Annotated in this window: 20 protein-coding genes and 1 tRNA gene; 15 read left to right on the top strand and 6 right to left on the bottom strand. The window is 65.2% G+C overall.

The genetic code is table 11. The annotated features are described in order from the left end of the window. Nucleotides 1–5 precede the first annotated feature (5 nt). Nucleotides 6–1,280: an NAD(P)/FAD-dependent oxidoreductase gene (locus tag S58_RS26165; protein ID WP_015668406.1), complete on the top strand. Its 1,275-nt coding sequence runs from the start codon at nt 6–8 to the stop codon at nt 1,278–1,280. A gap of 18 nt (nt 1,281–1,298) precedes the next feature. On the opposite strand, the gene S58_RS26170 is transcribed toward S58_RS26165, so the two are convergent. Both S58_RS26170 and S58_RS38220 read right to left on the bottom strand, forming a co-directional pair. Beyond that, on the bottom strand, nt 1,299–2,222 hold the full coding sequence (locus S58_RS26170) for a 2-hydroxyacid dehydrogenase (protein WP_015668407.1): 924 nt from the start codon (nt 2,220–2,222) through the stop codon (nt 1,299–1,301). A gap of 57 nt (nt 2,223–2,279) precedes the next feature. After that, nucleotides 2,280–2,426, bottom strand: a complete 147-nt coding sequence (locus S58_RS38220; protein WP_160167614.1) for a hypothetical protein — start codon at nt 2,424–2,426, stop codon at nt 2,280–2,282. Here S58_RS38220 and S58_RS26175 point away from each other — a divergent pair. From S58_RS26175 to S58_RS26185, 3 genes are all read left to right on the top strand, one after another. Further along, nucleotides 2,425–3,321 carry a GNAT family N-acetyltransferase gene (locus tag S58_RS26175; RefSeq protein ID WP_015668408.1) on the top strand — a complete coding sequence of 299 codons (897 nt, stop codon included), beginning with the start codon at nt 2,425–2,427 and terminating at the stop codon, nt 3,319–3,321. The genes S58_RS38220 and S58_RS26175 overlap by 2 nt on opposite strands. Before the next feature lie 280 nt (nt 3,322–3,601). Then, nucleotides 3,602–3,802, top strand: a complete 201-nt coding sequence (locus S58_RS39125) for a hypothetical protein (RefSeq protein ID WP_407637877.1) — start codon at nt 3,602–3,604, stop codon at nt 3,800–3,802. A 467-nt stretch (nt 3,803–4,269) separates the two neighbouring features. Further along, nucleotides 4,270–5,355 (top strand): SbmA/BacA-like family transporter, encoded by a 1,086-nt coding sequence (locus S58_RS26185; protein WP_042340224.1) that lies wholly within the window; start codon nt 4,270–4,272, stop codon nt 5,353–5,355. A 689-nt stretch (nt 5,356–6,044) separates the two neighbouring features. Here the strand turns inward: S58_RS26185 and S58_RS26190 are convergent. Beyond that, nucleotides 6,045–6,119, bottom strand: a tRNA-Gln gene (locus tag S58_RS26190). Nucleotides 6,120–6,408: 289 nt separating this feature from the next. Here S58_RS26190 and S58_RS26195 point away from each other — a divergent pair. Then, nucleotides 6,409–8,187: an acyl-CoA dehydrogenase gene (locus S58_RS26195; RefSeq protein WP_015668411.1), complete on the top strand. Its 1,779-nt coding sequence runs from the start codon at nt 6,409–6,411 to the stop codon at nt 8,185–8,187. A gap of 817 nt (nt 8,188–9,004) precedes the next feature. On the opposite strand, the gene S58_RS26200 is transcribed toward S58_RS26195, so the two are convergent. Beyond that, on the bottom strand, nt 9,005–9,697 hold the full coding sequence (locus S58_RS26200; protein ID WP_015668412.1) for a phytanoyl-CoA dioxygenase family protein: 693 nt from the start codon (nt 9,695–9,697) through the stop codon (nt 9,005–9,007). 258 nt (nt 9,698–9,955) lie between these two features. Here S58_RS26200 and S58_RS26205 point away from each other — a divergent pair, with 258 nt between their 5' ends. From S58_RS26205 to S58_RS26225, 6 genes are all read left to right on the top strand, one after another. Next, nucleotides 9,956–11,653 (top strand): BBE domain-containing protein, encoded by a 1,698-nt coding sequence (locus tag S58_RS26205; RefSeq protein WP_015668413.1) that lies wholly within the window; start codon nt 9,956–9,958, stop codon nt 11,651–11,653. 220 nt (nt 11,654–11,873) lie between these two features. Continuing rightward, a complete protein-coding gene (locus tag S58_RS26210) occupies nt 11,874–12,167 on the top strand; it encodes an HdeA/HdeB family chaperone (RefSeq protein ID WP_015668414.1) in 294 nt (97 codons plus the stop codon). Nucleotides 12,168–12,807: 640 nt separating this feature from the next. Further along, complete coding sequence (locus S58_RS26215) at nt 12,808–13,062, top strand: hypothetical protein (RefSeq protein ID WP_015668415.1); 255 nt, start codon at nt 12,808–12,810, stop codon at nt 13,060–13,062. Between the two features lie 14 nt (nt 13,063–13,076). Beyond that, nucleotides 13,077–13,268: a hypothetical protein gene (locus S58_RS37805; RefSeq protein ID WP_144058394.1), complete on the top strand. Its 192-nt coding sequence runs from the start codon at nt 13,077–13,079 to the stop codon at nt 13,266–13,268. A gap of 317 nt (nt 13,269–13,585) precedes the next feature. Continuing rightward, the gene (locus tag S58_RS37810; protein WP_144058395.1) at nt 13,586–13,954 is read left to right on the top strand and encodes a hypothetical protein; all 369 of its coding nucleotides are present in this window, start codon (nt 13,586–13,588) and stop codon (nt 13,952–13,954) included. A gap of 293 nt (nt 13,955–14,247) precedes the next feature. Next, nucleotides 14,248–14,505 carry a hypothetical protein gene (locus S58_RS26225; RefSeq protein WP_015668418.1) on the top strand — a complete coding sequence of 86 codons (258 nt, stop codon included), beginning with the start codon at nt 14,248–14,250 and terminating at the stop codon, nt 14,503–14,505. A gap of 272 nt (nt 14,506–14,777) precedes the next feature. On the opposite strand, the gene S58_RS26230 is transcribed toward S58_RS26225, so the two are convergent. Continuing rightward, nucleotides 14,778–16,046 (bottom strand): DUF892 family protein, encoded by a 1,269-nt coding sequence (locus S58_RS26230; protein WP_015668419.1) that lies wholly within the window; start codon nt 16,044–16,046, stop codon nt 14,778–14,780. Nucleotides 16,047–16,403: 357 nt separating this feature from the next. Between S58_RS26230 and S58_RS26235 the strand changes: the two genes are divergently transcribed. The 3 genes from S58_RS26235 to S58_RS26245 all read left to right on the top strand — a co-directional run bounded on the left by S58_RS26235 (nt 16,404) and on the right by S58_RS26245 (nt 17,802). Then, entirely contained in the window at nt 16,404–16,904 is a 501-nt protein-coding gene (locus S58_RS26235; RefSeq protein WP_015668420.1) for a hypothetical protein, read from the top strand. Further along, nucleotides 16,904–17,281, top strand: a complete 378-nt coding sequence (locus S58_RS26240; protein ID WP_015668421.1) for a hypothetical protein — start codon at nt 16,904–16,906, stop codon at nt 17,279–17,281. The genes S58_RS26235 and S58_RS26240 overlap by 1 nt, the downstream gene beginning before the upstream one ends. Before the next feature lie 236 nt (nt 17,282–17,517). Next, entirely contained in the window at nt 17,518–17,802 is a 285-nt protein-coding gene (locus tag S58_RS26245) for a hypothetical protein (protein ID WP_042340226.1), read from the top strand. A 29-nt stretch (nt 17,803–17,831) separates the two neighbouring features. Here S58_RS26245 and S58_RS26250 read toward each other — a convergent pair whose 3' ends face one another. Further along, nucleotides 17,832–18,650 carry a hypothetical protein gene (locus S58_RS26250; protein WP_015668424.1) on the bottom strand — a complete coding sequence of 273 codons (819 nt, stop codon included), beginning with the start codon at nt 18,648–18,650 and terminating at the stop codon, nt 17,832–17,834. Between the two features lie 237 nt (nt 18,651–18,887). Between S58_RS26250 and S58_RS26255 the strand changes: the two genes are divergently transcribed. After that, nucleotides 18,888–19,652, top strand: coding sequence for a crotonase/enoyl-CoA hydratase family protein (locus S58_RS26255; protein ID WP_015668425.1), 765 nt, complete (start codon nt 18,888–18,890; stop codon nt 19,650–19,652). Nucleotides 19,653–19,655: the final 3 nt, after the last annotated feature.

Consider the following 19,655-nt stretch of genomic DNA (forward strand, 5'->3'; position numbering starts at 1 on the left):
CCGCGATGAAGTATGTCTCCTACTGGCGCGACACCGCGACCGCCTTTGCCGGCGGTCACACCGGGCCCGTGGAGGGGCACTACGACGTCGCGGTGATCGGCGGCGGCTTCACGGGACTCGGCGCCGCGCTGCAGCTCGCCAAGGCCGGCGCCAAGGTGATCGTGCTCGAAGCGGATCAGGTCGGCTCCGGCGCGTCGGGGCGCAATGGCGGGCACCTCAATAACGGGCTCGCCCACAGCTATCCGGCCGCCAAGGCCGAGCTCGGCACTGCGCGCGCGATCGCGCTCTACAAGGCGTTCGACGACTCGATCGACACGCTGGAGCGGCTGATCGCCGAGGAGAGCATCGCCTGCGATTTCCGCCGCTCAGGCAAGCTCAAGCTGGCTTCCAAGCCAGCCCACTTCGATTCGATCGCGAAGAACTTCGAAGCGATTCATCGCGAGGTCGACCCGGAGACAGCCCTGCTCTCGCCGGCCGAGCTGAGGTCCGAGATCGGCTCACCCTTCCATGGCGGCATGCTGTTCAAGAAGAGCGGGATGATGCACATGGGCCGCTTCGCCGCCGGGCTTGCCACGGCCGCGAGCCGCCACGGCGCCGTCATCGTCGAGCAGGCCGCGGTGACCGAGCGGGTGCAGGACGCCAAGGGCTTCCGCCTCACCACCGCCAAGGGCACGGTGAGCGCCGAGCAGGTGCTGCTCGCCACCGGCGCCTACACACCGTCGAGCTTCAGCTACTTCCGCCGCCGCATCATTGCCGTCGGCAGCTTCATCATCGCGACGCGGCCGCTGACGGAGGCCGAGGCGGCGTCGGTGCTGCCGGGCCATCGCACCTATGTCAATTCGATGAACATCGGCAACTACTTCCGCCTGTCGCCGGACAACCGCCTGATCTTCGGCGGCCGCGCACGCTTCTCGGCGACATCGGATCAGCAGTCCGACGCCAGGAGCGGCGCGATCCTGCGCGCCGCGATGGAGCAGATGTTCCCGCAGCTATCAGGCATCGCCATCGACTATTGCTGGGGCGGCCTGGTCGACATGACCGCCGACCGCTATCCGCGCGCCGGGCGCCAGGACGGGCTGTGGTACGCGATAGGCTATTCGGGCCACGGCGCGCAGCTCTCGACCCATCTCGGCATGATCATGGCCGATGCGATGCTCGGCCGGCCGGACCGGAATCCGATGAAGGACGCCGGCTGGCCGGTCGTGCCCGGCCATTACGGCAAGCCGTGGTTCCTGCCGTTCGTCGGCGCCTACTACAAGACCATGGACTGGATCCGCTGAGCCGTGACGCGCCGGCGATCAGTAGCCCCGGCTGCGGTCGACGAGGCCGACAGGATCGAGCCCGGCGCGATGCCGCTTGATGTTGTCGGCCACCGCCAGCGCCGCCGAGTCCGGCTGCGTGACGCTGGCGACATGCGGCGTGATCAGCACGCGCGGATGCCGCCACAACGCGTGGCCGGCCGGCAGCGGCTCCGGATCAGTGACATCGAGCACGGCCCCCGAGAGATGCCCGCTGTCGAGCGCCGCGAGCAGCGCCGCCTGGTCGAGCTGCGCGCCTCGGCCGGTCTGCACCAGCGCGGCGCCCTGCGGCAGCCTGGCGAGCAGCTCGGCATTCAGCAGCCCGCGCGTCTCGTCCGTCAGAGGCAGCAGGCAGACCAGGATGTCGGTGGCCGCCAGCATTCGATCGAGACCGTCGGCACCATGATGCGTCGTCACGCCGGCGATATCGCGCGGGCTGCGGCTCCAGCCGGACAACGGAAAGCCGAACGGCTTCAGCCGCTCCAGCACCGCCTGCCCGAGCAGGCCGAGGCCGAGCACGCCGATGCGCCGCGCGTGCGCCTGCGGCTGCGCGACCGCGCGCCACAGCTGCTGCCGCTGCTGATCGAGATAGACCGGCCAGTTCCGATGCAGCGCCAGCACCGCCAGCGCGACATATTCCTGCATCATCCTGATGATGCCGTCCTCCACCATGCGGACGATCTTGACCTCTGCGGGGACAGAGGCCGCATTGAACTGATCGATGCCGGCGCCGATCGAGAACAGGATCTCCAGATTGCGGTAGAGGCTCAGATTCGGCGGCACCAGCCAGGTGATCATGTAGCTGACGGCAGCGGGATCGACCCTGGCGGGATCGATCTCGAACGGCAGGTCCGGCAGCTCGCGCGCCAGCACCTCGCGAAAGATCGCGCCGCGCCTTGCATCCGAGTTGAAAAGAAAGGTCATGACGGTCATCCCAGGCGGAGGGGCCGATCGTCATGTCCGAGCCTCGTCCCGCAGCCGTCATGCTAATCGCGCCGGGAACGTATTCCATGCCGAATGCGGATGAGGATTGAGTGGAATGTTGCGCGGATCTGTCCGAAAAATAGGCATGAGGACGTCCGGCGCCGCCTTGCGGCCGCTTGCGGCAACCGACAGGAAGACGAGCATGGATGATCCTAGCGTCGAATCGCGCGCCGTCGACGTGTTCGAGATGCGCCTCGCCGACATCGGCACGGTCGATGTCGCGCAGCTCGTGGCGCTGTCGGTGTCGGTGCGCTGGCCGCATAGGGCCGAGGACTGGCGGCTGATGCTCAGCCTGGGCCGCGGCGTCGTGGCTCTCGACGAGATCGGCCGCATCTGCGGATCGGCGATGTGGTTTCCCTACGCCGACAGCTTCGCAGCCGTCGGCATGGTCATCACCTCGCCCCGCCTGCAGGCGCTCGGCACCGGCCATTGGCTGATGACGCGCGTGATCGCGGCCTGCGGCGAGCGCAGCCTGCGCCTGAACGCGACTCACGCCGCCTACCGGCTGTACCGGTCACTCGACTTCAAGCGGGAGAAGACGCTGTACCAATGTCAGGGACGCGCCAACGGCGCCGCCGCGGCCGCGGTCGACCGCAGCGACGTCCGGCAACTGAGCGAGCGCGATCTATCCCTGCTCATCGAAGCCGATGCGCACGCCTATGGCGCGGCGAGGGCCGAGCTGATCACGGCCTTGTTCCGGCAATCGACCGGCACCGGCCTGCTGCGATCCGGGCGGCTCGCCGCCTTCGCGCTGTGCCGGCGGTTCGGACGCGGCCACGTCATCGGACCGGTGGTGGCCGCATCCGATGCAGATGCGATCGCAGTGGTCGCCCCCCACGTCGCCGCCCATGCGCGCCAGTTCCTGCGGATCGACACCCACAGCGAAGGCGACGCCTTCCGCGCCTTCATCGCCAGCGCCGGCCTCGCCCTGTACGACACGGTCACGACGATGTCCCTGCGCCGCGGCGTCAACGACCCCGGCCCGCGCGCCGCCGACACGCCCATGAGCTACGCCGTGGTCAGCCAGGCCTTCGGCTAGCAGACGCCGGTGCCGCGCCGCGGACCTGCGCACGGCCCCGCTGCCCTCGCAGGCCCTTTGGCCGCGCGCACCCCGGCGCACGTGATGCGCCTCCCGACCGTTGATGAGAAGCCAATTACAGCTTCGCCGCTCTCCGCTCTACCCGCGAAGCGGTGATCGCAATTCCGCCACTTCTCCTTGCCGACACCGTCGCTGAGGTCGGCAATTGCTCCGGCCGGGACGGCGACAAGTTCGAGCGCTTCGGACTACCCCCCTCCGTGCGGCCCTGGTCCGCGCCCCCTTGATCAAGGAATGTTTCTGCAATCTTGAATGTCGCGTGACAGATACCAGCATGGTCCTGCGGTACAATCTCTTCGTTCTCGAGGTCGCGCGCGCGTGGATCGATCCCGCCCAGAAACAACCCAATACGCTTCACCACCATGGATACGGCTCCTTCACCGTCGATGGTGCTACGCTCAAGCTGAAGTCGAAGAAGAGATAAACGCGACCCACGACGGCGATTGACTGACGCGCCTCTGCTGCGGAAGCAACATTTCAGCGATACCAGCAGTGACCGTGCCGGCAGACGCGACGGTGGGGATATATCCAATGCGGACCCCAGCAGGAGCGATACCAATGATAGCCAGTCTCGCCCACACGATAGCAGCCCGCCCTAGCGCTTGTTGGTGCCATGGCGCCTAACACCACGATCCCCGCGATGGCGACAAACAACGCTACTTTCTGCATTGTATTCTCCTCGAACAGCCTGAAAGCCACATATTTGTGTCAATCGACCGTGTCGTGCACGTTGACGTAGATCAACGCACAGGAAAGCTTTGTCGGTCGTAATTGGCAAGATCACTATCCGGTCGCGCAGCGCCGCCGAGTGAAGAGGTGACCTATTTCAGCCGAATGGGACTTGGCCGTAGGACGTAGGCCAGAGGACCACGGCACGCACAAGGCGCGCGGATGCTGAGACCGAAATATCTCGTTCCAGAAGAGAGACAGCTCTTGCTTCGCTTCTGGCAAAGCGCATCTGGATATTGGCGCGGGCCATCAGCCTGGGGGGCATGGCTCCTGGTCATTGGACTGATCGCTAATGTCGTTCTGCAGCTTCTAACACAATATGCACTGAATTTTTGGAATCGAGATTTCTTCGACGCGGTCGGTCGGAAGGATCAAGCGGAGCTCGTGTCTCAGTCGATCCGGTTCGTGCCGCTCGCGGCGGCGAGCATCGCACTGACTGCGTCCTCAGTATGGGGGCGCATGACCTTGCAACGATCATGGCGCGCGTGGCTCAGTAACCAACTTTATGACTTCTGGCTCCAGAATGACCGCCACACCATACTCGGCCTCGTTGCCGGCGACCACGATGCACCCGAGTATCGCATCGCGGAAGACGGCAAGATTGCAACCGATCTGCCCGTCGATCTCGTGATTGGCCTCCTTCAATCGCTGCTCACGATCGCGACATTCATTGGAGTGCTCTGGTCGGTCGGGGATAGCCTTACGATCGATATCGGCGAATCCGTCCTGACGATTCCCGGCCACCTCGTCCTTGCGGTTATTTCGTATTCAGCGCTGCTCGCGGCCGGCATTTGGCTGACTGCCGGTAAACTGACCCGGGTTATCGAGGAAAACAAGCGCGTGGAAGCTGAGCTGCGAGCAATCGGAACTCATGTGCGGGAGACCGGCAAGGCGAAGAATTCGCTCGGCGCTACAACGGATGGACGGCATGCCGTGGGCGCAGCGTTGAAGGCGGTGATTGGCGTCTGGCGCATCTATTGCTGGCAACTGATGCGAATGACGCTGGTTACTTACTCCGGCCTCCTCGTCACTCCCGTGATCGGCCTTCTGCTATGTCTCCCAAAATATCTCGCCGACACCATGACGCTCGGCGAAGTGCTCCAGGCGTCGACTGCGTTCGTTGTCGTACAATCTGCGTTCAACTGGTTCACAGACAACTACGCCAAATTGGCCGAATGGGCTGCTTCCGCCAATCGGGTTGCTTCGCTCCTGCTTGCATTGGACCAAATTGGCCCGCCTCGCCAATGAGCGATGATGATGAGACGAGATCTTGGCGGATTTAATTGTCGTCGATCGGGTGGGCTTAGGGCCGGCCGACGCGCTCGAGTTGGCGCACGCCCGCCTCCTGGTCGGCCAAGCTCTGCTGCTGCGCGACGGCTGCAGTCGCAAGACTCCGATCTTCCCGGACTGCTCGATCGGCACAATCCGGATCTGGTCGAGCTTCTCGGCAATCTGGACCATGGATGGGATGCGCGATTGGCGATCGAGAAATCCGATCCGCAAAAGGATGGTCGTCGGGATGCTACCCACATCCCGCACGCGTTTACGCATGATAAACGATATGTCCGTCCCGGCGCCAAGACTGTCAGCAAGCCCTACTCGTTCTCCGGCATGCAGAAGATCGTTCAACGGATGCCGAAGGAAATTGGTCTGCCCGTCACGTTCACACTCGACGCCTGCCGGCATGGCGGGATGACCGACTTGAGGAAGCCGAACTTACCGAGGGACAGGGCCGCGCCCTGTCGGCACACCGCACGAGGGAAAGCTACGCCGGCTATGCCAAGCGCCCAGCTCCGCGCATTCTTGCGGCCACACGCAAACGACGAGCTCACGTCTTGGCGAACACAATGCAAACAGAGCTTCAGAATGCGGCGTCTGGCGAGTTTCAGAACAACAAAATCGTGAAAATGTAAGATCCTGAAAGCACGTCAGAAACCTGGCTGGGGCGGGAGGGATCGAACCTCCGTATGGCGGAATCAAAATCCGCTGCCTTACCGCTTGGCTACGCCCCATCAGGCCGATCGGGATCGCGACGGGCCGAGGGCCCCTGCCGATTCCGCATCCGTCCGGAGGTCTATAGAGCACGCCCTCCCATTTCAACCGCTGCGCCGCAGGAATTTTCCCAGCCCGTCCGCCGATCCGCCGCCCCGGCGAATTCGTCAATCCGAGCAGGCATTTATCCCGCCCGGCCGGGGCCGCCGCGGCAGCCTGCCGCGGAAACACCCGAAAAAGTTGAGGCCCGGCCGGTTTCATGGGATGACGGCGACCAAACCGGCAAATTCGAGCCTCTGAGGAAACGCCATGACCTATCGCGCCCCGCTCAACGACATGCTGCTCGCCCTCAACCATGGCGCCGGGCTGAAGGCGGCGGTCGAGGCCGGCCATTACGGCGATTTCGATCCCGACATCACCACGGCCGTGCTCGAGGAGGCCGGCAAGTTCGCCTCTGACGTGCTGGCGCCGCTCAACCAGGTCGGCGACAGGAACGGCGTCAAGCTCGCGGACAAGAAGGTGACCACCGCACCGGGCTGGCCCGATGCCTACAAGCGCTGGACCGAGGCCGGGTGGAACGCGGTGTCCGGCCCCGAGGCGCATGGCGGCCAGGGCCTGCCGCTCGCCATCAACGCCGCCTGCACCGAGATCTGGAGCGCCTCCAACGTCGCCTTCGGCCTGTGCCCGCTGCTGACCTTGTCGGCGATCGAGGCGCTCGACGCCCATGGCAGCGACGAACTGAAAGACATCTATCTCGGCAAGCTGATCTCCGGCCAATGGACCGGCACCATGCAGCTGACCGAGCCGCAGGCCGGCTCCGACGTCGGTGCTCTCAGAACCCGCGCCGAGCGCGCCGCCGACGGCAGCTACCGCATCACCGGCAGCAAGATCTTCATCACCTATGGCGACCACGACATGACCGACAACATCGTGCATTTCGTGCTCGCGCGGCTGCCGGATGCGCCAGCCGGCACCAAGGGCATCTCTCTCTTTTTGATCCCCAAATTCCTCGTCAATGCCGACGGCTCGCTCGGCGCCCGCAACGACATCTATGCCAGCGGCATCGAGCACAAGCTCGGCATGCACGCCTCGCCGACCTGCACCATGACCATGGGCGACGACGGCGGCGCCATCGGCTATCTCATCGGCGAAGAGAATGCCGGCATGCGCTGCATGTTCACGATGATGAACCAGGCCCGGCTCGGCGTCGGCCTCGAAGGCGTCGGGGTCGCCGATCGCGCCTATCAGCAGGCGCTGGCCTACGCGCAAGACCGCAAGCAGGGCCGCGCCGTCGGCAGCAAAGGCACCGGCTCGGACCCGATCATCGCCCATCCCGACGTCAAGCGCATGCTGATGCAGATGCGCGTCCTCACTGCCGCCTCGCGCTCGATCTGCTACGCCACCGCCGTCGCGCTCGACGTGTCCGTCCGCGCCAAGGATGCAGGCGTGCGCGCTGAGGCCGCCGCGCGCGGCGCGCTGCTGACGCCGATCGCAAAAGCGTTCTCCACCGACATCGGCAACGAGGTCGCCTATCTCGGCGTCCAGATCCATGGCGGCATGGGCTTCATCGAGGAGACCGGCGCCGCGCAGCATTATCGCGACGCCCGCATCACCGCGATCTACGAAGGCACCAACGGCATCCAGGCGATCGACCTCGTCACGCGCAAGCTGGGCGCCAATGGCGGCGCCTCGGTGTTCAAGCTGCTCGACGAGCTGACCGAGATCGTCCGCCGCGTCGAGGCCTCGAACGATCCGGCGTTCGGCACCACCGGCGCCAAGCTGCGCGACGCGCTGGGTGCGCTCGACCGTTCCAGCCGCTGGCTGCTGGAAAAGCTCGGCACCGCGCCGAACGACGCGCTCGCCGGCGCGACGCCATACTTGCGCCTGTTCGGCTCCGCGCTCGGCGGCTGCATGCTCGCCAACGAGGCGCTGGCCGCGCGCAGCGAGAACGAGACGGAGGGCGCACGTCACGTGGCGCTGGCCCGCTTCTTCGCCGAGACCTTTGCGGTGCAGGCACCGTCGCTGGAAAAGACCGTCACCGACGGCGCCGACGCCGTGCTCGCCGCGGATGCCGTGCTGGTGGCGTGAGGGGCACGTCTTGGTTGGCATCGCGAGACTCTGACCTCGTACCGCGGCTGATCGCCGGGCTCCCACCCTCCCCTGGAGGGAGAGGGTCGCGTCACGAGGCGCGAAGCGACACGTGAGGCGGGGTGGGGTGATCTCTCCGCGGGCACAGACGTTCGCGGAGAGATCACCCCACCCCGCTCGCCCGCTGCGCGCGCGATCGACCCTGCCCCTCCAGGGAAGGGTGATATCCGGGCTCGCCACTTCATTTGATCCATATTCCAAGACAGCGGCTTACGGCAGATTGGAAATGAGCACCCGCGATCTCGCGGCGCATTCCGCGCCCGAGCCATGCTCTCAAGTTCCGCCCTCTCCAGATGGAGGGCGCGAGGAAGGCCGGACCTCGGCTGAGGCCCGTGGCCCGCCTGCAGAAAAAAAGCAGGCGGCAGTCACCACAGGTACAGCCGGACAGACCCGGCCCTCCCCGCGCGATGGTTTTAACAGGCTATAGCGCGCTCTTCCTGGTGCACCGGGCTTTCTGGCCACCATGTCGCGCAATGCGCTTTTCGCGCATTACGCTGGATACTAGCATCGGAGTATCAGAACCACACGCCTTCACCGTCCGCGAGCAGCCGTTCGTCCGTGCTATCAGCACTGCGCCCGCCCGCGTCCACCGCATCCCGCTGCCAACGTCCGTGACGACCGCGAACCGTCCCCTACCGTGCAACGGGATGGGCGGATCCTAATGCTGATTTGGCGAATCCGTCAAGGTATTTATGTTTTTCAGAATCTCTTGACAGGATATCGTGACAACTCATCGATTTGCCCGACGGGTGACCACTCACACCCCCAACCATGCCAACCCGCCCGGCAATTCAGCCGCCGCAAAATCCACCTGCAGCACGCGGCGGTGGCCGGGCTGCTTGGATGGCTCGGAGGCGTGCAGGATCGGCGTCGCATAGAGCCAGATGTCGCCGGGCTCGGCGTGGCACACCGCCGTGCCGCAGCGCGCGACCACCTTGGGCACGTCGGCTTCGGCGATGCGGCCGAGGCGGTGTGAGCCGGGGGCGATCAGCAGCGGGGCGTTACCGCCGGGCACGGCGTCGAGATGCACGCGCAGGGTCACCATCCGCGCAAGCACCTCATAGGGCGGCGCGACGTGCTGCAGGCCGGCCTTGGTGGTCCAGGGACCGAAGCCCGCGACCTCGATGCGCTCGCGGACGACGATGGTGCGGTCCTGATGCCATGGCACGGCCCAGTTCGCGGCGGCCGTCTTGTCGAAATAGACCGCGCGCACCGGGCGCGCGGCTTCGCCGAGCGCTGCGGCCGCGGCGCGGCCGACCGGACCGGCGCTCGCCAGGAACGGCGCCAGCGCAACGACACCGTGCAGACGTATGCCGGCCTCCTCCGGCGCATGGCCGGACAGTGCGTCTTCCAGTCCGTGCAGAGCGGGCGCGTCGAGCGCCGCCGCCATGTGCAGCGCGCCGGATTCGGTGAATTGTGTTCGTTGCCGGGGAGAGAGAGTGAGGGTCATGCGGAGGGAAGATTAGAGCGCGAGGTCGGAGATTGGCAATCAGGACAGCAGCGCTTGACGAGGTCCGGCGCTGGCGAACCGATATGCCCCGGAAGCCGCCGGCCATCAGCCGGGAGCATCGATTGTATCGAGACAAAAACTCAATCAAAGATTGACGACAAGACGAGGAGTTGCTTCCCTGCCCCGCCGTTCCGGTACGCACCACGCAAGCGATGCGACGGAAGAGCACTCGGCAGGCGAGGCAGGAGGGAGGCGGCCATGGAAGCCCACGGACTGTTGAAGCGGCGGACGGCGGCCGGCGGATCGATCGCCAGCCTGCTTGCATCGACGGGGCGACCGGCGGCACAGGCAAAGTCCGAATTCGTTGCTGCGGCGGGCGCTGCCGCCGGTGCCGATCTGCTGGTGCTGGAGCCGGACAGTCCGCAATTCGCCGGGCTCACGCAGGGGTTCAACCGGCGCTGGCTGGCGCCGAACTGCGTGGTGATCTTCGTCCCGCTGACCGAGCAAGGCGCACAGATCGCACTGGCCAAGGCCATCGGCTTCGGTCCCGGCCATGTCCGCGTGCGCGGCGGCGGCCACTGCTACGAGGATTTCGTTTTCAGCGAGCAGACGCTGGCGCTCATCGATGTCAGCCTGCTCGACGAGATCGGCTTCGACTCACAACAGGGGGTCTATTATGCCCAGAGCGGCGGCACCAATTGGGACCTCTACCGGCGGCTCTATTGGCACTACGGGCTCACTCTGCCGGCTGGCTCCTGCTACTCCGTAGGCCTCGGCGGTCACATCTGCGGCGGCGGCTACGGCCTGCTGTCGCGCGAATTCGGCCTGACCGTCGACTGGCTGAGCGGCGTCCACGTCGTGACGGTCGACCGCAACCGCAACACGCTGTTCAAGCGCGTCAATCGGCAGAGCGCGCCGGGGCCGGACCAGAACCTGTTCTGGGCGCATACCGGTGGCGGCGGGGGAAATTTCGGCCTGATCACGCGCTATGAGTTCGCCACGCTGCCGAAGGCGCCGCAGCGCGCCGAGATCTACACCATGAGCTGGAGCTGGGCCGACACCATCGTGCCGCAAGGCGGCAAGGCCTATCTCAAGCAGATCATCGAGAGCTTCGAAGCCCTGACCCGGACCCTGCCGCCGTCGGCCTTCGCGCTGCTGAAGCTCGCGCACGAGGCGGCCGGCGCCGTTTCGCTGGTCGTCCAATACGCCTATGACGGCGCGCCGGGATCGTCGACGATCCCGGGATCGTCGACGATCCTGCCTTTGCTGGAAGCCACGCTGAACCAGTTCGGCATCTACGCGGCCGCGACCCCACATCGCGGCGCGCTGATCGGTCATCCCATCTATCTCGCCAATCCCATCCCCTATCAGGATCTGACCTGGTTCGAGGCGGTCCAGACCCTCAACGGGTCCGGCCCGAACCAGAAGGGCAAGTACAAGTCGGCCTATATGCGCAAGGACTTTCCCGATGATCAGATCGCAACCATCTACCGCTATCTGAGGCTCTATCCGACCGAAGCCGACGGCGAGCCGATCGACATGTCGCAATCGCTGCTGCAGGTCGACAGCTACGGCGGCAAGATCAATACCGTCCCCCCGCAGGCCACCGCCGTGTGGCAGCGCAGCTCGTTGTTCAAGCTGCAGTACCAGACCTATTGGCAGGACGTGGAGAGCGGCCCCAGCCCGAACGGCGAAGCGCATATCCGCTGGATCGGCGACTTCTATCGCGACATGTACGCCGCCTATGGCGGCGTGCCCGACCCGGCGAAGGACCCGTCGAACAATGTCGACGGCTGCTACATCAACTATCCCGACACGGACCTCAACCAATATGGCGGTCGCGAGGGAGCGCTCAGACTCTATTACGGCGGCAACCTGCAGCGTCTGACCCAGGCGAAGGCGGAGTGGGACCCGCTCGACTATTTCCAGAACGACCAGTCGATCATCGCAGCGTGACGGCGAGCGCGGCCGGTTCTGCCGCGGGGACTCGCGACGGCAGACGTTGGCGACCGCCAAGCCGGGCGTCACATCCACTCGACTCACCGCCGCCGTCCTTGACTTCGGCAGTCGGTCCAGCCAGTTCTATCTGCACCCGGTTCCGCCTCCATCTCGCGAAGGCACCGGCAAGGCTCTGCATAGTTCATTGTTTTTCAACATAGTCATTCGGAGAACGAATATGAAATCATTCGTCGCGACGCTGTTTGCCACCGCCTTGATGCTGTCGTCCGCACCGGCCTCGGCCGTCGTTCTCGATCTCTCCACCATGAGCTGCAAGCAGTTCATCGACGGCGGCGAAGACGAGATCAGGATGGTGCTGACCTGGATGGATGGCTGGTACAAGGGCGACCAGGACGAGGCCATCATCGACACCGACGTGTTCGTCGAGAACGCCAAGAAGTTCGGCAAGTACTGCGCCGAGCATCCGACGGTCAGCATCGTCACCGCCGCGGAAAAGATCCTCGGCAAGTAGGCCTTGGTGGATTGTCCAAAGCGTAGGGCGGGTTAGCGTTAGCGTAACCCGCCGAGCTTTCGCGAATGGGATGGTAGGCGCTCGCTCGCCCGCAGCGTTCCATGGATGATAGACAACGGCGGATTACGCCAACGCCAATCCGCCCTACTCGCCAAGCGACTGAAGCAACAAGGTCAGCAATGCGCGATCAGACGCCTGATGCGCTTCGGCGGAGCCCATGCCAATTGTCACACTCGAGAATCAAACCGGAATAGTGATCAAAATTGAACAGCCAGGCCCTCTCGGAATGGCTCCTGTAGGGACCGACGGCATAGCCGACCTGTGGCGTCCAATAGATACGGCTTCAGCGCGTGACCCGCGTTGAGGCCGTATTTGGCTCCTTTTTCCCCGCCCCTCCCGCTGTCCAGCGGTAGCGCAGTCAGCGTCGCCGTCATCTGTTCGCGCCGGCCGGTGAGTTGTTTTGCGTTCGACTCTGATAGGCGCAGAACTCTGAATATGCTGATCCACACCTCGTTCGCACCGGCCCCGAGGTCCTCTTTGCAGGCAACGCGTGATCTCCGACTGCATAGTCCAACTAAAGAATTGAACGATATCCGGTCGGCTTGCGTTAGGGTGCGGCACACCCAGACCGGAGGGTCAAATGTTCTTCTATCCCTGGTTTCCAGCGCTGATGTTGGCAATGGAGTCGGGCAATGTCATCAACTACAGACTAGCCAAAATTGCCTATGGCGGACCATCGGCTGCCGCCGAAGCGAGGATGATGATCGGCGAAAAAATCGACGCAGCACTGAAGGCCGGCTCGATCTTGTTCGGAGGAGGCAGCTCAGCGCAGGTGATCTCATTCTATAGGGAGCAAGTCGCCGAGAATGCCTCTCGTTTGGGCTCGAAGAGCTGATCGGAATACGGATATTGCGTACCGACCCGGTTAACGGAACGTATCTGGCCGATGCCGGGGGAGCCATTGGCCGCATTCTTCGCCGCAAGTCGTTGCAAGCGCGTTCCGGCCTGTTCAGGCGCGTGGCGGTCGAGCGCGGTGTAGAGATCGCTTGGCGCCGCTGGCGCTGCGGCGATGTGCAAAGCGCCGGCTTCGGCAAATTGTGATCTTTGCTGAGGGCAGAGCGTGAGCGTTATGCACGCGGGAAGATTGGAGCGCGGCGACTGAGCTTGGCAATCGCTCTCGGCTTTCACCGCGTCATTCCGGCACGCACGAAGACGCCGCACAGCGAAGCTGTGGCGCCGGGACGCGAGCCCGGAGGAGGTTTGAGTGGCCCGGTCTTAACCCTGCGTTAAGGCAGCGGCGCTTGGACATACTCAGACGCAATTCGCTACGCCCGCTCCGACCGGCATCTGCGTTGAAGAAGCGAGCCGAGCGCCAGCTTGCGCACGGCCTTTCCGTCTCTTCTTCACGCGAGAGTCCCATGTCGATCAGCTCCGTCAGCACGCCCATCGCGAGCGCCACGACCCAGGCCACCACGGCCGCATCATCCACCTCGTCCACGTCGCAGACATCATCATCGTCGGCCACGAGCTCGGCGAGCAGCACGTCGGAGAGCTCCTCCGGCGGCGGCAGCTCCTCGTCGGGCAAGACCGTGGTCAGCGATGTCTCGATCACGCTCGATGGCGTCACCACGACGACGATCACCTATTCCGACGGCTCGACCGAGGTGACCAAGACCGCCGCCAGCTCGGACGGTAGCAGCAAAGGCGCGCAGACCTACAACGCGCAAGGCGCGACCGGCACCTCGGCGAGCAGCACGGCTGCGTCGACCCAGGGAGCGACGGCCTGAGAGCCCACCCCGATCGCGTGTCCCGTCCTGCAAGATGCGCGTCGCGCTGAACGACGGCGTGACGCGCACCCGTGACTGCCGCATTGCGAACGCGCGAGTTCCAACCGAGGAACCTTGCGCGCATCGCATCAGGCCGGCGACACCGCAACGGCGCGCGCGACGGCCCTTGCCCTGCAGTGACGCCGCGAAGCAACAGTCCGATCGAGATGTCATCACGGTCGCATTGTTAATTTGCGTGGCCGATCCGAGTCAGCGCTGTTGGCAGGATCATCTGCTGACGGGGGAGGATGTCGATGTTGCGGGGTGTAATCGGCGCGGCGCTGCTGATGCTGGCGATGGGTTCCGAGCTGCAGGCGGCCAACGACGCAGGCGCGGAGACGCGGATGTCGTGCTCGGAAGTCCGCTACTACGTCGAGAAATATACCGCCGAGGTCGCCGAGATGTATGCGCGCAGCCGCGGCGCAACCGAGGCCCAGATCAGCCGCGCGCGGCGGTGCCTGACGCCCATCCACTTCCGCCGGGCGGAGCGGTGGCGGAGCTACACGGAGTAGGCGCCGGACGCGATTGAAGCGCTCCTCTTCGCATCAGAGTTTGATGGCGCGAATCCCGCCGTTGGATTGTGGCACCGCGGACGCCCCGGCTTTGCTCGTCATACCCCGCGCAGGCGGGGTATCCAGTACGCCGCAGCCTCTCGGCCGATCACTGCTGTTCCGGAGTACTGAATCGCCCACCTCCGCGGGCGATGACAGTTGAGTTTGTCGCGCGACACGTCTGCTTCAAGGCAGTCTGCATCGCGCGATGCGCCTAGCGGACGTCCCTCGTCTCATGCCTGCTCGATCGCGGCCGGCATCTTGGCGACCGACATCAAGGAGCGCGCGACCTGGTTGAGGAGCTGGTCGGCGTTCTCCTCCTCGGCCAGCGACTTCGACAGCAGCGCGACGACGGCGCTGTGGCGGAGCTGGGAGGCGAGATTGCGGGCGGTGGTGTAGCCTGACATCTCGTAATGCTCGACGCGCTGCGCGGCACCAATCAAAGCCAGGTCGGCGGCGGCATCCTCCTTGTCCTCGCCTTGCGTCATGATCTCCTGGCCTTCCTCGACCAGGCCCATCATGCCCTTGCAGGGTTTGGCGCGCGGCGTCTTGCCGAGCAGATCGAAGCATTCGTTGATGCGCTCGATCTGCGCCTCGGTCTCGACCAGATGCTGCTCGAACAATTCGCGCAGCTGGTCGAAACGGGCGGCCTCCGCCATCTTCGGCAGCGCCTTGGTGAGCTGCTTCTCGGCATGAAGAATGTCGCGCAGCTCCTCGATCAGGAGATCGCCGAGGCCCGCCTCGTCGACCGGCGGCGAGCTCTCGGTGACGATCGCATTGGCCGCGCCGTTCTCGGCGGCCTGAATCGCCGGCGAGTCCGTGAACACCCAGTCGCCGCCCTCGTTCCACGGGCCGCGGGTGTCGATCTCGCCGTGATCGCCCGATCCGGTGGAGTCATTGAAGAACTGATCGACCAGTCCAGGGGTGGGCGCGATGCGGCCGATGCTGAAGGCCGGCTTGTTCATGCTCTCCAGCGCCAGCGCGAACGCCTTCATGTGGGTGATCTCGCGCGTCATCAGGAACTGCAGCGCGTCCTTGGTGCCGGCATCGTCGGTGAAATTGATCAGCCGTTCATAGACGATCTTGGCACGCGCTTCGGCCGCGATGTTGCTGCGCAGGTCGACGTCGAGCTCGCCGGTGATCTTGAGATAATCGGCGGTCCACGGATTGCCCTGCGAGTTGAACAGGTTCACGCCGCCACCGCCGCAGATCGCGATCAACGGATCGGCCTCGGCGGCCTCGCGGTCGAACTTCGCCGGCTTCAGGTGCATGCGCGCGAGCGTGCCGACCACCTCGAGATGGCTGAGCTCCTCGGTGCCGATGTCCATCAACAGATCCTTGCGATCAGGATCCTCGCAGTTGAGGCCCTGGATCGAGTACTGCATGGCGGCCGCGAGCTCGCCATTGGCGCCGCCGAACTGCTCGAGCAGCATGTTGCCGAAGCGCGGATCGGGCTCGTCGACGCGAACGGTGAACATCAGCTTCTTGACGTGGTGATACATGGGAGGCCTCGGACATTGGGGGACGCAGCTCAAGTCCGAACGGCCGGAGGTACAGGGTTGTTCCTCCTGCTGATGCGAAACATCGCCGGTCGTGCGGACCAGAGCCGCGGCGTGCCGGACCGCCCTCGCCCGCCTCTCATATGCACGCTGAGTCTCGCATGATAGGTCCCGCCGCGGCGGATGGTGTCATCGGCGCTTAGCGGGCCGGTGCGAGGAGCTTTGCGCGAGGAACTTGTTGAGATCAGCGCTCCCGGCGCGCCCGGCCCGGATTACCGCTGGACAACCTGTTGGCAGCTGAGCAACTGCCTCTTGCTAAGCTTTTACCTGCTCGCCTAAGCTGTTCCACTGGAGAGTGAGATGTTGATGCGAACACCCGCCAGGGAGAAGCCAGGACTCGGCGAGCGCCTCCGCCGGGTCATCGAGCGACTCCGCGACCACGCATCCACGTTCACGCCGTCGTCGCTGGGCGGAGCCGCAGCACGCAATCCCTCCTATCATGTCGTCGACGAAGAGTTCGATGACAGCAACATGGAGGTGGCGCTGGCGGCGCTCATCGACTCCATCGAGCGGCCGGCGAAGACGGCGCCGGCGCGCTTCCCGAGCCTCGCGCGCGTGACCGCATCACGCCAGGCGCCGCACATCCCGGTCTACGAACGGCCGCCCTATTTCGATCTCGAGCCGCGGCAATTCGAAGTCGAGCCGCGGCGGACGCCACACGATGAGCCGGCCGAGCGGATCGTGCCCGAGGACGAGCTGTCGGAGTTGCGGAAGGATCTCATGAGCGCGATCTCGGCGCGGCTCGGATCGCCCGACGACCATCTGGCGACGATCAGGACTCTGCTGAGGTCCGTGAAGTAATGTGGGGCCGCAGCAACATCGGCAAGACCGTCGAGGAGCTGACGGACCATCTGCGGCTCGTCGATCATGTGCGCGCGCTGCAGGAAGGCCAGAAGGAGATCGCCGAGGCGATCAGGGCGGTCAACCATCGCCTGACCTCGATGGAGGCCGAGTTCAGGACGCTGAAGGCCGAGACCCAGCGCGACGCGTTGCGCGAGGTGCAGCACGCGGTGACCGCGGTCCAGGGCTCGGTCCATGACGAGCTGACACGGATGGCGACGCGGCTCGTGGTGCTGGAGCAGGCGCTGCGGCGCGAGGCCGTGCGTCCCCCGGCACCGCCGGCCGGCAACCCGCGCGGCGTTGCGCAGCCACCGCTGCGCTCCGACGGCACCAAGTAGCCGGCGGACTTGCGGTTGATCGGGCGCGCCAAGACCGGCCGCGCCCCACGCGCGTCAGCCATGCAGAACACGCAAACGTTGCGAGACCGTCGTTGACACATCGTTAACCCGTCGGCGCGAGCCTCGCGGCGGACCTCACGCACGAGGCCAAAGGCGACGACAGTCCCGTCGCAGGGTGCGGACGTCAGCACCGGATCCGCAGCCCGCATCGGCCTCACATCCGAGCGAGGCGAGCCATGCCCATCAATGCCATCGGCTCCGTCACCACGACTTCGGCGGCCCCCGCGGCGACCGCCCTCGCGCGCGCGGGATCGCGCTCCGCGGTCAGCACGGCCGGCGTGCCCACGGCGAGCAGGATCGTGATCAGCAAGGTCTCGATCACGGTTGCCGGCGAGATCATCACCACGACAACCTATTCGGACGGCACAACCGGGGTGACGGTCTCCACAGCACCGCCGAGCACGGGGCTGCAGACCTACACCGCCCGGGGAACTCTCAGCGGCGGGCGCATCGCCGCGTGAGACGGCGCGCTTGGCGTCGCCGGCGGCGTTCAGCGCAGCCTGGCCGCGCGGCTCGCGATGTCGATGACGACGCTGCCGGTCTTGGCGTAATCCTTCGGCACCGAGCCCTCGCCCGCCGCCGGCTCGCGCATGTCCTCCGCATCCTTATTCGGCTTCGGAAAGCCTTTGCCACAGGCTGTCTCGATCGTCTCGCGGTCGGCATAGCTCACGCCCGCAACGACCGTTCCGGGGCTCGGCCCGACCGCGAGCTTCGACAGATCGAAATATTTCAGCTGCTCAGAGCAGCGGACGAAGTTGGTCAGATAGGCGCTGGTCGTGTCTTCGGCCTGCAGCAGAACGTCGTAGGACAAATTGAAGGACCCGTCGCTGCCGCTGTCGAAGACGATGCGCGCCACGCTGCTCTCGATCACCCCCTGCCCCATCCACCCGGTCAGGCAGACGAGCACGTCCTGCGCGCCGACCCGCGCGCCGATCACGCATTCGCTCACGTCCACGCCTGGCTGGAAGCCGAGAAATTTGTAGGCGCGGCCAGCCTTCTCGAACACGGCGACGCCGCCGAAATTGGTGACGTGCGGCTCGCAGCCGCTGCCATAGCTCACCAGCAGCAGGGGATTGCCTGCGGCCAGGAACCGTCCCTGCTGCCGCCCCGGCTGCAGGGTGACGTCACAGCGGCCCTGCTCCGCGGGATAGGATCTGGCGTCCTTGCAGGTCGAACCGGCGATCGCCTTGGGCGCGCAGAACAGCGACAGCAGCGCGCGATCGGTGGTGGCGGTGCTGGCAGCGTCGGCCGGACCCGGAAGGGCACTGCAGAGCAACAACGACACCAGCACCAAAAGACATTTCGTCATCGAATTCGCCTTGCGAGACATCACGCTTCGCGCCGGACGATATCCGATGCCAATGCTGTTGCAAATCCGCCCTAAACCACCGCGAGCATTGGCCTGCGACCACATGCGCGGCTACATCGCTCGGCAATGGCCGCTTCCGGCCTTGGCGCGACCTGCGGATGATGTAGGCTGCGATGAGCGATACGACTCGACGACAGCAGCGACATCGCCGCCACCGGCGCATACGATGAGGGGCCCATGACCGACCATCTGATCGTCACCGACGAAAGCGAGACCCGGACGATCAAGCTCCGGCGGCCGGAGAAGAAGAACGCGATCACCCAGGCCATGTATCTCGGCATGAGCGATGCGATCGACACGGCGCAGAACAATCCGCTGGTGCGATGCATCATCATCACCGGCGGCTCCGGCGTGTTCACCGCCGGCAACGACCTCGAGGATTTCCTGCATGCGGGCAGCGCCGGCGATGACGCCGTGCGCACCTCGGCCGCAACCAAATTCCTGTATTCGCTGGCCCACAACGTCAAGCCGATCATCGCCGCGGTCGACGGCGTCGCCATCGGCATCGGCACCACGATGCTGTTTCATTGCGACTATGTGCTGGCCTCGACGACCGCGACCTTCGCCACGCCCTTCATCCATCTCGGCCTGGTGCCGGAGGGCGCCTCGAGCCTGCTGATGCCGCGGACAATGGGCTATCAGCGGGCGTTCGCGATGCTGGTGATGGGCCGCACGATGACGGCGGCGGACGCGCAGATCGCCGGCTTCGTCAACACGGTGGTGGCGCCGGGCCATACCGAGGTCGAGGCGCACAAGGTGGCGCGCGATATCTGCCGGCTGCCGGCCGAGGCGGTGGCGATCGGGCGCAAGCTGATCCGCACCGCGCCGGACGAATTGACCCGCCGCATCGACCAGGAGGCCTATCTGTTCGCCGAGCGCATGACCTCGGAAGAGGCTGTCAGCGCCTTCAAAGCGTTCCTGTCGCGCAAGAAGAAGAAATGAGCG

This window comes from Bradyrhizobium oligotrophicum S58 (assembly GCF_000344805.1).
Lineage (GTDB): Bacteria > Pseudomonadota > Alphaproteobacteria > Rhizobiales > Xanthobacteraceae > Bradyrhizobium > Bradyrhizobium oligotrophicum.

Coding starts and splice junctions, on each gene's coding strand:
- S58_RS26165 (WP_015668406.1), top strand. CDS start 6: ATGAAGTATGTCTCCTACTGGCGCGACACCGCGACCGCCTTTGCCGGC.
- S58_RS26170 (WP_015668407.1), bottom strand. CDS start 2,222: ATGACCTTTCTTTTCAACTCGGATGCAAGGCGCGGCGCGATCTTTCGC.
- S58_RS26175 (WP_015668408.1), top strand. CDS start 2,425: ATGGATGATCCTAGCGTCGAATCGCGCGCCGTCGACGTGTTCGAGATG.
- S58_RS38220 (WP_160167614.1), bottom strand. CDS start 2,426: ATGCTCGTCTTCCTGTCGGTTGCCGCAAGCGGCCGCAAGGCGGCGCCG.
- S58_RS26185 (WP_042340224.1), top strand. CDS start 4,270: ATGCTGAGACCGAAATATCTCGTTCCAGAAGAGAGACAGCTCTTGCTT.
- S58_RS26195 (WP_015668411.1), top strand. CDS start 6,409: ATGACCTATCGCGCCCCGCTCAACGACATGCTGCTCGCCCTCAACCAT.
- S58_RS26200 (WP_015668412.1), bottom strand. CDS start 9,697: ATGACCCTCACTCTCTCTCCCCGGCAACGAACACAATTCACCGAATCC.
- S58_RS26205 (WP_015668413.1), top strand. CDS start 9,956: ATGGAAGCCCACGGACTGTTGAAGCGGCGGACGGCGGCCGGCGGATCG.
- S58_RS26210 (WP_015668414.1), top strand. CDS start 11,874: ATGAAATCATTCGTCGCGACGCTGTTTGCCACCGCCTTGATGCTGTCG.
- S58_RS26215 (WP_015668415.1), top strand. CDS start 12,808: ATGTTCTTCTATCCCTGGTTTCCAGCGCTGATGTTGGCAATGGAGTCG.
- S58_RS37810 (WP_144058395.1), top strand. CDS start 13,586: ATGTCGATCAGCTCCGTCAGCACGCCCATCGCGAGCGCCACGACCCAG.
- S58_RS26225 (WP_015668418.1), top strand. CDS start 14,248: ATGTTGCGGGGTGTAATCGGCGCGGCGCTGCTGATGCTGGCGATGGGT.
- S58_RS26230 (WP_015668419.1), bottom strand. CDS start 16,046: ATGTATCACCACGTCAAGAAGCTGATGTTCACCGTTCGCGTCGACGAG.
- S58_RS26235 (WP_015668420.1), top strand. CDS start 16,404: ATGTTGATGCGAACACCCGCCAGGGAGAAGCCAGGACTCGGCGAGCGC.
- S58_RS26240 (WP_015668421.1), top strand. CDS start 16,904: ATGTGGGGCCGCAGCAACATCGGCAAGACCGTCGAGGAGCTGACGGAC.
- S58_RS26245 (WP_042340226.1), top strand. CDS start 17,518: ATGCCCATCAATGCCATCGGCTCCGTCACCACGACTTCGGCGGCCCCC.
- S58_RS26250 (WP_015668424.1), bottom strand. CDS start 18,650: ATGACGAAATGTCTTTTGGTGCTGGTGTCGTTGTTGCTCTGCAGTGCC.
- S58_RS26255 (WP_015668425.1), top strand. CDS start 18,888: ATGACCGACCATCTGATCGTCACCGACGAAAGCGAGACCCGGACGATC.